Source organism: Bartonella sp. AP88XZML (assembly GCF_042195565.1).
Taxonomy (GTDB): domain Bacteria; phylum Pseudomonadota; class Alphaproteobacteria; order Rhizobiales; family Rhizobiaceae; genus Bartonella.
Map to the genome: position 1 here is coordinate 1 of NZ_JBHIOQ010000101.1, position 12722 is coordinate 12722.

At 34.9% G+C, this 12722-nt stretch carries 9 protein-coding genes and 2 pseudogenes; 4 read left to right on the top strand and 7 right to left on the bottom strand.

From position 1 onward, the window contains the following. The 3 genes and pseudogenes from ACFIK2_RS09030 to ACFIK2_RS09040 all read right to left on the bottom strand — a co-directional run. A pseudogene (locus tag ACFIK2_RS09030) lies at nucleotides 1–127 on the bottom strand (hypothetical protein); the annotation flags it as partial. A 130-nt stretch (nucleotides 128–257) separates the two neighbouring features. After that, the gene (locus tag ACFIK2_RS09035; RefSeq protein WP_375640799.1) at nucleotides 258–524 is read right to left on the bottom strand and encodes a hypothetical protein; all 267 of its coding nucleotides are present in this window, start codon (nucleotides 522–524) and stop codon (nucleotides 258–260) included. Nucleotides 525–660: 136 nt separating this feature from the next. Further along, nucleotides 661–1129, bottom strand: a pseudogene (locus tag ACFIK2_RS09040) (DEAD/DEAH box helicase family protein); the annotation flags it as partial. Nucleotides 1130–1701: 572 nt separating this feature from the next. On the opposite strand from ACFIK2_RS09040, the gene ACFIK2_RS09045 reads away from it, so the two are divergent. Together ACFIK2_RS09045 and ACFIK2_RS09050 are read left to right on the top strand one after the other, a co-directional pair. Further along, entirely contained in the window at nucleotides 1702–2310 is a 609-nt protein-coding gene (locus tag ACFIK2_RS09045) for a fumarylacetoacetate hydrolase family protein (protein ID WP_375632937.1), read from the top strand. 224 nt (nucleotides 2311–2534) lie between these two features. Beyond that, on the top strand, nucleotides 2535–2720 hold the full coding sequence (locus ACFIK2_RS09050; RefSeq protein WP_375633052.1) for a LysE family transporter: 186 nt from the start codon (nucleotides 2535–2537) through the stop codon (nucleotides 2718–2720). Here ACFIK2_RS09050 and ACFIK2_RS09055 read toward each other — a convergent pair. Then, the gene (locus ACFIK2_RS09055) at nucleotides 2713–2925 is read right to left on the bottom strand and encodes a hypothetical protein (protein ID WP_375632939.1); all 213 of its coding nucleotides are present in this window, start codon (nucleotides 2923–2925) and stop codon (nucleotides 2713–2715) included. The two genes, ACFIK2_RS09050 and ACFIK2_RS09055, sit on opposite strands and share 8 nt — an antisense overlap. Nucleotides 2926–3721: 796 nt before the next feature. Between ACFIK2_RS09055 and ACFIK2_RS09060 the strand changes: the two genes are divergently transcribed. Both ACFIK2_RS09060 and ACFIK2_RS09065 read left to right on the top strand, forming a co-directional pair. Next, on the top strand, nucleotides 3722–5122 hold the full coding sequence (locus tag ACFIK2_RS09060) for an amino acid permease (protein ID WP_375632941.1): 1401 nt from the start codon (nucleotides 3722–3724) through the stop codon (nucleotides 5120–5122). A 1000-nt stretch (nucleotides 5123–6122) separates the two neighbouring features. After that, nucleotides 6123–7514, top strand: coding sequence for an amino acid permease (locus tag ACFIK2_RS09065; protein WP_375632943.1), 1392 nt, complete (start codon nucleotides 6123–6125; stop codon nucleotides 7512–7514). 115 nt (nucleotides 7515–7629) lie between these two features. On the opposite strand, the gene ilvC is transcribed toward ACFIK2_RS09065, so the two are convergent. The 3 genes from ilvC to ACFIK2_RS09080 all read right to left on the bottom strand — a co-directional run bounded on the left by ilvC (nucleotide 7630) and on the right by ACFIK2_RS09080 (nucleotide 11657). After that, nucleotides 7630–8649, bottom strand: coding sequence for a ketol-acid reductoisomerase (gene ilvC / locus ACFIK2_RS09070; protein WP_375632945.1), 1020 nt, complete (start codon nucleotides 8647–8649; stop codon nucleotides 7630–7632). Between the two features lie 1065 nt (nucleotides 8650–9714). Next, entirely contained in the window at nucleotides 9715–10449 is a 735-nt protein-coding gene (locus ACFIK2_RS09075; protein WP_375632947.1) for a pyridoxine 5'-phosphate synthase, read from the bottom strand. Between the two features lie 86 nt (nucleotides 10450–10535). Beyond that, nucleotides 10536–11657 carry an ATP-dependent RecD-like DNA helicase gene (locus ACFIK2_RS09080; RefSeq protein ID WP_375634607.1) on the bottom strand — a complete coding sequence of 374 codons (1122 nt, stop codon included), beginning with the start codon at nucleotides 11655–11657 and terminating at the stop codon, nucleotides 10536–10538. Between the last annotated feature and the right edge of the window lie 1065 nt (nucleotides 11658–12722).

Below are 12722 nucleotides of genomic sequence, written 5' to 3' on the forward strand. Positions count from 1 at the left end.
CCGCACATAGCGTATGAAATCCACTGATCTTTTCAGAATTATCCTCTGTATAGCCATCAGGAGCCGTTGGATTTTGCGAAAGCTCAAAGGATAGCTCATTCGTCTGATCTTTTAAGATGAGATATATATATAATAATCCTTTCCTGCTTCAAGATCTTCGTCAAAAGTCATCCTTCCACGCACTGGAATGCGGTAAAAGATGGACCTATCCCCATTCTCACCACCATGATGAACGCGAAAACATGCCCCTTCATTGATCACAAAAGACCTTTTCTATTTTCCGGATCGGCTTCCAGAAGCCTGTAAAGCTGATCAAAACGCACATCCTCTAAAAAATTAGTGGAAAGAGAACCTACCTTACTTTGAAGTTCAGAAAGACTGTCACTGTTCCTCTGTGCCTTCTCTTGAACTTCTATCAATGCACTCTTCGCTTCTTCCGCTAACACTTTTGCCTCAGAGGCGGCTGTATTCGCAGAATTTGTCGTTGCTGTCGCCGTGTCTAATGAACTCTTGACCTCTTTCAAGCCCTTACTTCGTCGTATCAGCTTCTTCTTTTGCTTGCTCCGCAACACTCTTCGCTTCTTCCGCTGTTGTCTTCGCAGTCTCAGCTACTTCCTTGGCTTCTACAACCAAAGGTTCTACTTTATCTTCCTTAACCTGCGCTGCTTCACAAATGATCAGATCAAATTCTGATAAACCGTATTTCTTTTGCGCATCCGCAATCACTTGGATTAATTGGTAAGTAGCAAACACCACGGTCATTGCATTTACTAAGACTTTATTTGTTTTTTTCAAAGCTTTTGAACATCAGTTGATAGCTGATAGAGCGAGATCTGAGACATCGAGTTCGGCAGCAGCTTCTTTGTTTTTACGACGCTTGCCAACTTATGTATCAGAATACACCACAAAGGAACGAAACGGCACTTCTGTATAGCGTGTCCATTCTCTTATCGTTTTGTGACATCAAAGCCAGAAAAGGCACGAAAAACAAAACACGCTTGCCAGTTCTGGTTATTTGTTGTGCTATCTTAAAGCTGATAAAAATCTTCTCCGTTCCACATGCCACAATAAGTTTTCCACGATCTGCTTCTTTTAAACCATCACAGACTTTCTCATATTTTTGGATTTGTTGAAAAGTTATCCCTAATTGATGCCCTAATTGCTTTTACGACATTCCCAGCATTTTTCTTTGAAAGCGATTTTTTGCCTATAGAAATGCCGTTAAAATGTAGCTTTTTGCTTTTCACTCTTAAGCTCCACCCGCTGGGTGCGAGCACCCTCGCATTAGTATTCCGAGAGCCTGAAAGTATTGAATACGAAACAGATTTTTGCTTTTAGTGCTCATAGCACCTAGACATAGAAAATATCCCATAATTCCGAGACACCCACAGAGTGGGCTCATTTATGATCGAACTTTAGGACTTTCAGACCCTACTAATCGCTGCGTAGACGAGCAAAATCACTCTTTAAGTAATAAAGTAATTTCAGAAAATTGGCAATCAAAATTAAAATAATCTCAAAGACTATAAGATTGGGCACTCTTCAAAAGAGGATAATGCGAAGAGCTGTCATCGTGGTTAGTCATCAACCCACACAATGCTTCTTTTCCAGAAAACGCAAAACGCGATATAAGAAAAAATGTTGTTTGCAAAGTTTTCTCTTGCCTATACAAAGAGAAAATAAAAAATTTGGAGGGCTCCCATGATAAATGACATCTACTGTGTTGGATACAATTATGTTGAACATGTTCATGAACTAGGCAATGTTGTTGAAGATGAACCCGTTATCTTTAGCAAACCAAAAAGTTCACTCGTTTTAGGTAATGAAATTTATCTCCCTGATTTTTCCAAAGAAATACATTTTGAAACTGAAATTGTGCTCAAAATCTCAAAGGATGCTTTCATGATCATGGAGGCAGAAGCAAAAGAATGCTATGATGCCGTAGCAATAGGTCTTGATCTCACCGCGCGGGATTTGCAAACAAAACTGAAAGGAAAAAGGCTTCCTTGGCTTTTATCGAAAGGATTTAAAGGCGCTGCATACGTCTCTGACTTCATAAACAAGGAAAAAATAAACAACCCAATAACCTTTGCAATGAAGTTGAATAGCGAAACAAGACAAGTTGGCAATACGAAAAATATGATCTTTAGCTTTGAGAAGATAATCTCATTTTTAAGTCACTACATTCAGCTAAGACGTGGTGATCTCATATACACAGGCACTCCACAGGGTGTCGGAAAACTTTCTCAGTTTGACAGAATAGAATTGTATCTCGAAAATCAATTAATTTCAGAGCTAAAAGTAAAATGAATCATCAAATACTGACCTTTTTCATTGTTTCATTTTTTTAGTCATCTCACCGGGGCCGAATATGGCCCTTATCATCGATAATGCAACGAGATTGGGAAGAAAGAACGCATTTGTAAACGTTTTAGGATTGTGTACAGCAACATATGTGCATGGGGCATTTTCCACACCTAGGTGTATCAGCGCTCATTCTCAACAACAAAACGCTGTTTTTTTTAGTAAAACTCATGGGTGGCAGCTATTTATTATACATGGGCTTTAAATCAATTAAATCTGGAATACACAGCTTAAATTCAAAAGAAAGAAGTTCAACGAATGAAAAGCATGCTACGAGTGAAACAAAGCTTTTAACCAGCTATATGGACGGTTTTTTGACACAAATACTAAACCCAAAGTATCTATATTTTACATAGCAACTTTTCCAAAATTCTTAGCTTCTGGTGGTAGCATTAAAAAAGGTTTTGAACTTGTAACCATACATTCTTTCAACATCTTTGCATGGTTTACTTTAATGACCATTTTTATATCATTTGCCAGTACCGCCTTAAAAAAGCAGCGGGTAAAAGGCTCGATTAACATTGCGACAGGAACAGTTTTATCTCTGTTTTCTTTTTTCATTTTCTTTGGATAGTTTTATCTTTTGATAACAAATTGTAAAGTTAATAGAGCAATCTTTTCCTGATTCTGTCTCTCACTATGAATAGCTCAATCTCTAACAGAACTTATACAATCCCCAGTTCTTTTTTTCTTTGTATAACTGAATTACGTTGCATTTCTTTATCATACTCTCAAGGACGTTTGTGTAAACAATGTGAGTTTCTCGCAATATTTTATAAAATGTTACCAATATCTAAACAAAATCCTTATTCATCACTTTAAAAAATAAGCTATGATATTCCTCTTTTCGTTTATGAAACATAAAGTAACTTTTTGATTTATGATAGCACCATACAAACAAAAAAATGATTTTAAAAATCATTTTAATTTTCCATTACAAATTGTTCTTAAACTAAGATGAGAACTCTCGAGTGCTATTTGAGCAAAAATTAAAACTCTCACCATTATGAATAATAATAAATAATGCACTGATTACAAATAATAAGTTTCAAAAAATTATAAAAACTCCTGACAGTTTTCTGAAATAATTTTAAAAGCCCCACGTCTTTTAAAGAACAATTAATTTGTTATTAATAACAATAAAAAGCTCCCTATTCAAATATCTGTTACGTTATTTAAGAGAAAAACATTCTCTTTTTTCAAAACCATATTCCTAAAACATATTCTTTTCTTTATCCACACAAAATCATAAAAAACGTTTTTTTCCTTTACACCTCATTTATATCATGCTTCGATACAGAACAATGCATTTTTAGTGTAATTTAATCTCAAAATAATTAAAGGGAACCCCCAAAAAATGAGCTATAAACAAAATTTAAAAGATGGTCCTCAGATGAAACTACAACGTGGCCTAGATAACCGTCACGTACAACTTATAGCCCTCGGTGGAGCTATTGGAACAGGACTCTTCATGGGATCAGGAAAAACAATTAGTGTAGCAGGCCCTTCCATCGTACTCGTTTATGCTATTATTGGATGTGCCCTATACTTTGTCATGCGTGCTATGGGAGAATTATTGCTTTCTAATTCACAGTACCGGTCCCTTATTGATTTTTCAACCGATATGCTAGGACCGGGAATCGCTTTCTTTGTAGGCTGGAGCTATTGGTTGAGCTGGGTTGTAACTGGAGCTGCAGATATTATTGCCATCATCACTTATATGCACTTTTGGTGGCCAACGCTTAATCCATGGATTGCCGTTTTTTCTTGCATTGGTTTCTTTTTAATTTTTAATCTCTTTGCCGTAAAACTATTTGGTGAACTTGAATTTTGGTTTGGTCTTATCAAAGTCGTAGCAATTTTAGCATTAATTGTTGTTGGTTTTTATATGATCGCTACGAGCTTTACTTCTCCCAATGGTACTGTTGCTTCTCTCAATCACGTATGGAACGATGGAAATATCTTTCCGCGAGGAATGACAGGTTTTTTTGCTGGATTTCAAATTGCCATTTTTTCTTTTGTTGGTATAGAAATTGCAGGAACAACTGCAGCTGAAGTCAAAAATCCTAAAAAAGTTCTACCAAAAGCAATTAATGCAATACCAGTACGTATTGTACTCTTTTACATCTTCTCTCTCATCGTGATTATGTCAGTCACACCTTGGGATCAAATTGTTCCAGATAAAAGCCCCTTTGTTTCGATGTTTTGGCTTGCTGGTATTCCGATAGCTGCTGGTTTGGTAAACTTTGTCGTTCTCACCTCGGCTGCTTCTTCGGCAAATAGTGGTATTTTTTCTACTAGCCGCATGATATATGGGCTTGCAACACAAAAAGGTGCTCCTCCAATTTTAGGTAAGCTTTCCAAATATCATGTTCCAGCCAATGCTCTATTCTTTTCCTGCTTATGTATTTTAATAGGGTATACAATTGCCTCACTCTCTCCAAGCCTCATAAGTGCTTTCACAATTGTGACGAGCATCTCAGCTATTGCATTTTTATTCGTATGGTCTGTAATTTTGGTTAGCTATATTGTATATCGTCGCAATCACCCTCATTTGCATGCTGAATCCGTCTACAAAATGCCAGGAGGAGTTATCGTGTGCGGGATAATTTTAGTTTTCTTTGCTTTCATGCTCTATTTGTTAACGTTAGAAGAAGACACCCTAACAGCTTTAAAATACGGTATATTCTGGTTTATTTGCTTAGGCATAACCTATTTTACATTTGTAAAGAAAAAAATGACTCAAGGTAACAAATAAAGTCTATACATAAAACATCTCAAAAAAGGGTAATTTTAGTTACCCTTTTTCTACTTAACCTCCTCCCCAAATATCAAAAAACGACGATTCCTACCAGCGCCGGTTTGTGAACAATCCAGCTTATTAAGAGGGAATGCTGCTGATCATTTATATGGTTCACCTACATAAGGCTCTATGGGCTAGCCCTGCCCTGAACACTCACCACACATTCTAAAAATACTTAATGTATAAAATGTTATATGCTTTATATCACTACTCTACACAACAGTATTTTACTGTATAATAGGATAATAACGAGCTATTCTGTAAAGAATTCTCTATAAACTTCACTGACATTGTTTACTAATAAAACATGAGATTTTATCTAAAACTTCCCCCCCAAAAAATTTATATTCAATTTTTTATCAAAATTAAAAATGTAGCTCTAAACAGAATATATCTTAATAGCTATCTGCAATAAAAAAAGATTCTATGAAAATATTTTTCTATTTGTAATAAATTTTAAATATTAATACTTAAATGTAAATTTTAAATATATTTTTTAATTATTTAAATAATAGTTCAACAATTTAAAATTATTTTATTTATAAATAAAGTTTTTATTTAATAAATTTACAATTTTATTTATATTTTTATATATAAAAAAATATAAATAAATAAATAATTTTAAATATAAAACTTTATTTATATAAAAATTACTATAAATAAATATAATTATTGTTTATATACAAATAATAATTATGTATAAAATAAATTATATTATATATAATTATTATTAATTATGTATAAAACATAAAAATCAAAAAAAATATAATACAATTTATCTTTTGTTTCTTATATATAAAATAATTATTCCATTAATGAATAATGTTCTTGCTTTATTCACATATAGTCATAGAAAAAAATTCCTTTACTCCTTAACCATAGCGTGTTCCGATAGAAGGAATTACCTTTTTTAGGGTAATTTTATTTAAAAATAACTAAGGAGAACTCCCCAAAAATGAACAAACAAAATTTAGAAAAAAAACCTAAGAAGAAATTACAACGTGGACTACATAACCGACACATACAACTTATAGCCCTCGGTGGAGCGATTGGAACAGGTCTCTTCATGGGATCAGGAAAAACAATCAGTGTAGCAGGGCCTTCGATTCTACTCGTTTATGCAATTATTGGTTGTGCTCTATACTTTGTCATGCGTGCTATGGGAGAGTTATTGCTTTCTAATACACAATACCGATCTTTTATTGACTTCTCAACCGATCTTCTAGGGCCATGTGCCGGATTCTTTATCGGCTGGACATATTGGTTGTGTTGGATTGTCACTGGAACTGCTGAAATTATTGCTATTGTCACTTATACACACTTTTGGTGGACTGAACTCAATCCGTGGATTCCTGTTATAATTGGTCTTATGTCCTTTTTAATTCTTAACCTTGTCGCAGTAAAACTATTTGGCGAACTTGAGTTTTGGTTTGGTTTTATCAAAATCGTAGCAATTCTAGTCTTAATCGTTGTAGGATTTTATATGATCTTTACCGGTTTTGTCTCTCCAAACGGTACGGTTGCTTCTCTTAGCCATATATGGAACGGTGGGAATATTTTTCCGCGAGGAATTACAGGCTTTTTTGCTGGATTTCAAATTGTTATTTTTGCTTTTGTTGGCATTGAACTCGCTGGAACAGCTGCTGCTGAAGTAAAAGAACCTCAAAAAGCTCTACCACAAGCTGTTAATTCAATACCAATCCGCATTGTATTCTTTTATATATTCTCTCTTCTTGTGATTATGTCTGTGACGCCGTGGGATCAAATCAGTCCAGAAAAAAGCCCATTTGTAACAATGTATGCACTTATTGGTATTCCAACTGCTGCAGGTTTGATGAACTTTGTTGTCCTCACAGCTGCCGCATCTTCAGCAAATAGTGGAATTTTTTCTACCAGCCGTATGATATATGGGCTAGCAACACAAAAAGGTGCTCCTAAATTTTTAGGAAAACTTTCTCGTAACCACGTTCCAGCTAACGCATTATTCTTTTCATGTATATGCATCTTATTTGGTTATGCAATTGTATCGTTATCTCAAACACTCATAGCTGCTTTTACAATTGTTACGACAATTGCCGCAACTTTGTTTATATTTGTATGGTCTATCATTTTGATCAGCTATATCATCTATCGCCGCAATCGTCCTCTCCAGCATACTGTCTCTCCTTATAAAATGCCTGGAGGTGTTGTTATGTGTTGGGCGCTTCTTATTTTCTTTGCATTCATTATTTATTTATTGTCATTAGAAGCTGACACTGCCATAGCTTTAAAATACACTCCAGCGTGGTTCATATTTTTAGGAATTGTATACTTTCTTTTTGGAAAAAAGAATTATGCAAAAAATTAAAAAATAAAGCTTATGTTTCCAAAAACATATAAAAAAGGGTAACTAAAGTTACCCTTTTTTTGATATTTATCTATAAAATTATAAAAGCTATTGACAAAATATCTCTGTAGAAGCTTCAATTACGCTCTTTATCAACCAAAGCGTTAGATTTTATCCAAGGCATCATAGAACGAAGTTTTTTACCAACTTCTTCAATAGGATGATTATCATTTAAACGCCGCATACTTTTAAAATGAGCAGCACCAGCTTTATATTCTTGAATCCAATTCGATGTAAATTTACCCGTTTGAATATCTTTCAATATACGTTTCATTTCTGCTCTAGTTTCATCCGTAATCACACGTGGACCAGAGATATATTCACCCCATTCAGCTGTATTAGAAATCGAATAATTCATATTTGCAATGCCCCCTTCATACATGAGATCAACAATCAGTTTCACTTCATGTAAACACTCAAAATAAGCCATTTCCGGCGCATAACCTGCCTGTGTTAATGTTTCATAACCTGCTCGAATCAGTTCAACAAGACCTCCACAGAGAACCGCTTGTTCACCAAAAAGATCAGTTTCGCACTCTTCTTTAAATGTTGTTTCAATCACCCCAGCACGTCCACCACCAAGTCCACACGCATAAGATAATGCTACATTATGTGCATGCCCTGAAGCATCTTGCGCCACCGCTATTAAGCAAGGAACACCACAACCCCGTTGGTATTCATGACGAACTGTATGCCCTGGACCTTTAGGAGCAATCATCACAATATCAACGTTTTTTTTAGGTTCAATCAAGCCAAAATGAATGCTCAAACCATGCGCAAAAGCAATCGCTGCCCCATCGTGTAAATGATCATGAATATGTTCCTTATAAATATCAGCTTGCAATTCATCTGGTGTTGCCATCATGATGAGATCTGCCCATTTTGCTGCTTCAGCAACACTCACCACTTCAAAACCATCAGCCATGGCTTTTTTAACTGTTTCCGATCCTGAACGCAAAGCTATTTGCACATTTTTAACACCAGAATCTTTCAAGTTTAAAGCGTGTGCACGCCCTTGAGAACCATAACCAACAATGGCTACTTTTTTCCCTTTAATGAGATTAACATCCGCATCACGATCATAATAAACACGCATAAAAAAATTCCTTCTTTCTCTATTTAAACTGGATTTCAGATTATTTTTATTCAATAAGAAACATTATCTACAGTGCATCACACACTTATAAAGACAAAAAACACCGCTTATAAGAACACAGCAATTGAATAATTTTAAAGTTTACATATTGCATAGAAAAAACTGTAGTCCCCAAACATTCCTAAAACATATACGGATCCCCAAATAAACTTCAACTGCTATTCTACAAAAACAATAATTACACAAAATAAGATTTCTAAAGAAAATTTAGCTAATATTCTACTCTTTTATCGTGCAACAAAACGCTATATTCTAAAAATTAAGATACAACATACAATTTTTAACATGAACCAAATCAATACAGATAGCAAGAAAAATTACAAAATAACAAGTATTGTGTTAATACAACTTTCAAAAGCATATACAACAATATCTTTAGAATAATAAAGAGGATGTTTTTACTTTTTACGTTCTTTAATATCCACGCCTCTCACGCGAAGAAGCCCCCCATACGTCCATTATGTTATCCATTTATGGCACCTTATAAAAAAATTTTAATATGCTCAAGCCCTTTTCAAGAATTCCCTATAATAGTGTAAGATTTATTGCACATCACTCTCTTTACTTCATAAAGCTACAAGTCGATATCATCATTCTATTTAACAGTTCCTATTGCATTCAGCTTATTCATAAGGAGATTTTACGTTATACTATTTACAGATAACCCAAAAATGAGCTCAAATATCAAGAAAATTTGTGTATTGATCCATTAAAATCCTACGCACTCCTTTATAATGGAAATACTTTCAAAACCCTATCTCTTCTCCATTCAAAGAAATTATAATAAGAAGATTTTAAAACTTCCTCATAATGGATAGTACAAATAAAAAACATCGCATACACTCAAAAACAAAAGATAGAAAGCAACCAATAAATAGAGGAACAATAGAATATTTATAATGCACGATAATAGTGCTATTTATCTAAGCAATATATTGTTTTTTTAAGATAAATTGGCAAACCTCTATAAAAATTTCTTTTCCAATTTTTATAGAGAGAAAAAGATTACGATAATAACCGGATAAAACGCTGAACAGTCTCATGTATTCCATACTCTAATGCATCAGCAATGAGCCCATGGCCAATAGAAACTTCATCAAGCCAAGGAATATTTTTGACAAGAGCAGGAAGATTCATAAGTGTCAGATCATGCCCTGCGTTTATACCTAACTGCAACTCTTTTGCTCTTCTTGCTGCTAAAACAAGTTTATTGAGCTCTTGATCTTGTTTTGTTTTATCCTGAAATGCACCACCGTAAGGTCCCGTGTAAAATTCCACACGATCAGCGCCCATTGCTTTAGCAATATCAAGACCATCGACAGTAGGATTAGCAAAAAGGGATACACGAATCTTTCTGTTTTTTAAATTCTGAATAATAGGTGCTAAAAATTCTGCATCATGAGCAAAATTCCAACCATGATCAGACGTTGACTGATCTGGATCATCAGGAACAAGGGTGATCTGATCCGCATAGTTTTCAGCGATATCCAAAAATTGATCACTGGGATAACCTTCAATATTAAACTCAGCTGTAGGAAAAGTGTTCTTGATTAAACAGTATATATCTGGCAAATCCGCAAAACGAATATGCCTTTCATCAGGGCGTGGATGAACCGTCAAACCTGCTGCTCCAGCAGCAAGCGCTATATGCCCAATATTCGTTATACTTGGCCACGGAAGATTACGTCGATTACGCAAAACAGCAACAGCATTAAGATTAACCGAAAGTTTTACCGCCATGCCCATTTCCATTTTTTTTATAGTATGTAACAAGATAGAAAAAAGGCATTTTTCATCTGAAACTTAGATGATATACACATTTTTTTCTATCGAACAATCGTTAAACGCTCTGCTGCGCGCGTAATTCCCGTATAAAGCCAGCGCGCATACATATCACGAAATGCAAAACTTTCATCAAACAAAACGACATTATTCCATTGAGAACCTTGCGCCTTATGAACCGTTAATGCATACCCATAATCAAAATCATCATATCGCTTTTTTAATTGCCATGAAATTTCTTGATCAGGGTTTTCAAACGCTGCTTTTAAAAGTTTAATCTTTGCTACCCCACGCTCACTTTCTTCTGGTTTCACAAGAAGATTAATACTTGGTTTAACGGTCTCCTTCTGTGAAGTCATCACCTTCCATAAAGAGCCATTCAACAAACCTTTAATAGGATCGTTTCGCAAACACACCAGCTTATCTCCCGCTTGCGGATAATCTGCTGTAAATCCCTTTAACACACGCAAACGCTGATTATAAAGGTGGCGTGTACGATTAACCCCTACCAAGACCTGATCAGCATCCAAAACCAATTGTTGATTGACCTCTTTACGTGTCACAACGCGCGCTTCTCCATAGTCACCACAAGCAATATCGCGTCCTTCACGTACATCCATAGCAAGACGTATAATCGGATTGTCGCGCGCTTGCCGATGAATTTCTGAAAGAAGAAAATCTGGTTTCCCATTAGAAAAAAAGCCCCCACCAGATATAGGAGGCAATTGACCTGGATCACCAAGAACAAGAATTGGCGTTCGAAAGCTCATTAAATCACGCGCCAATTGTTCATCAACCATCGAGCACTCATCAACAATAATGAGTTTAGCTTGTGCAGCAGCACTTCTTCGATTTAATGTAAATGTTGGAGCAATAGACTTTTTTCCTGTTATTTCATCGGAAACTTCCTCTTCTCCACGCGGACAATAAATCAGCGAATGAATCGTACAAGCATTGCTTGCACCTTTAGAACGCAAAACCTGCGCCGCCTTCCCTGTAAAAGCAGCAAATTGAACAGAACCATCAACTGTCTCTGCAAAATAGCGCGCAAGCGTCGTCTTACCGGTCCCCGCATAGCCAAAAAGGCGAAAAAGAGGAGAACGCCCTTCCCTCAACCACGCGGCAACAGCCTTTAATGCATTATCCTGTTCCCGTGAAAACTGCATAGCTTACCAACATAAGATTTGCATAAGAAGAGCAGTATTTTGAAAAAAAACGGCTATCAAGAAAAACCTTTTTATTAAGAATTGCTGACACACGCCCATCTAACAACCTTCGTAGCACAATTATCAATTATTTACCCATTGCTTTTTCAAGATATTGTAAAAATCTAAATTTTATCTATACATCGATCTTCTTGGTAACACCTTATACTTATCAAATAAAATATCATTTTTTACAACAGTAACACCAACAATGGAATATGCATATCTTAAATTTAAAATAACACCTATATACGCTTTTTTTAACCAAAATTTAGAATAAGAAAAAGAGCATTGCAATTGCAAAAATCTCACTAGAAAAAATGTCCTTAACAGGATAAGAATAATGTCATTTTATGAATACTATTTTACACAATCAATCAGCTTTCTTGCACATAAAAATAAAGTACATCCACTATTACGAAATAATAATTAAATATATCAAAAACCTTTTAGCAGAAATAGAAATAGCTCTCAACAAAACTACTTAATCCTATGATGATACACCTATAAAGTTCCTATCGTCCTCTTATCATGATTTTAATAAATTTACTCTTCATGCTACAAATATGTTATATCTCAACGCATAAAGAGAGATATCACACTTATATGAAGCACGCTTTATCTCGCACAAATATGTAGTTTTTTCTGTTTCAACAATAAAATATGGTTCGTAAGTATGACCTTCTTGGTAGTCTATTATAGAAAACTGGAACATGGTTTCAGTCCAGCGTAGCACTTCAGATTCGTCCTCTAGAATATGAGAAAAGCGCAATTCTTCATCTATTGAGTCAAACTTTTTCTTTTTGTCGCAATGTTTTAAAGTTTATAAAAACTAACTGATTAATGCTGTTCTTATTTGCTAGAAATAACAAGACCTCTTTTTATCTATATAGATAATTGATTTTATATATCTTTTTAAAAGTACGGGATACGTGGATAAAAGTTAGGGAATAGGATTTTTAACATTTCTCTATAAAGCACGCTTCGCACAATGTTTCTAATGTTTCTTTGAAGTCTGCTAACGCT

Excerpts from the sequence above, each read along its gene's own strand:
- ACFIK2_RS09050 (WP_375633052.1), top strand. The coding sequence starts at position 2,535 with ATGGGTGGCAGCTATTTATTATACATGGGCTTTAAATCAATTAAATCT.
- ACFIK2_RS09075 (WP_375632947.1), bottom strand. The coding sequence starts at position 10,449 with ATGGCGGTAAAACTTTCGGTTAATCTTAATGCTGTTGCTGTTTTGCGT.
- ACFIK2_RS09055 (WP_375632939.1), bottom strand. The coding sequence starts at position 2,925 with ATGAAAAAAGAAAACAGAGATAAAACTGTTCCTGTCGCAATGTTAATC.
- ilvC (WP_375632945.1), bottom strand. The coding sequence starts at position 8,649 with ATGCGTGTTTATTATGATCGTGATGCGGATGTTAATCTCATTAAAGGG.
- ACFIK2_RS09080 (WP_375634607.1), bottom strand. The coding sequence starts at position 11,657 with ATGCAGTTTTCACGGGAACAGGATAATGCATTAAAGGCTGTTGCCGCG.
- ACFIK2_RS09060 (WP_375632941.1), top strand. The coding sequence starts at position 3,722 with ATGAGCTATAAACAAAATTTAAAAGATGGTCCTCAGATGAAACTACAA.
- ACFIK2_RS09065 (WP_375632943.1), top strand. The coding sequence starts at position 6,123 with ATGAACAAACAAAATTTAGAAAAAAAACCTAAGAAGAAATTACAACGT.
- ACFIK2_RS09045 (WP_375632937.1), top strand. The coding sequence starts at position 1,702 with ATGATAAATGACATCTACTGTGTTGGATACAATTATGTTGAACATGTT.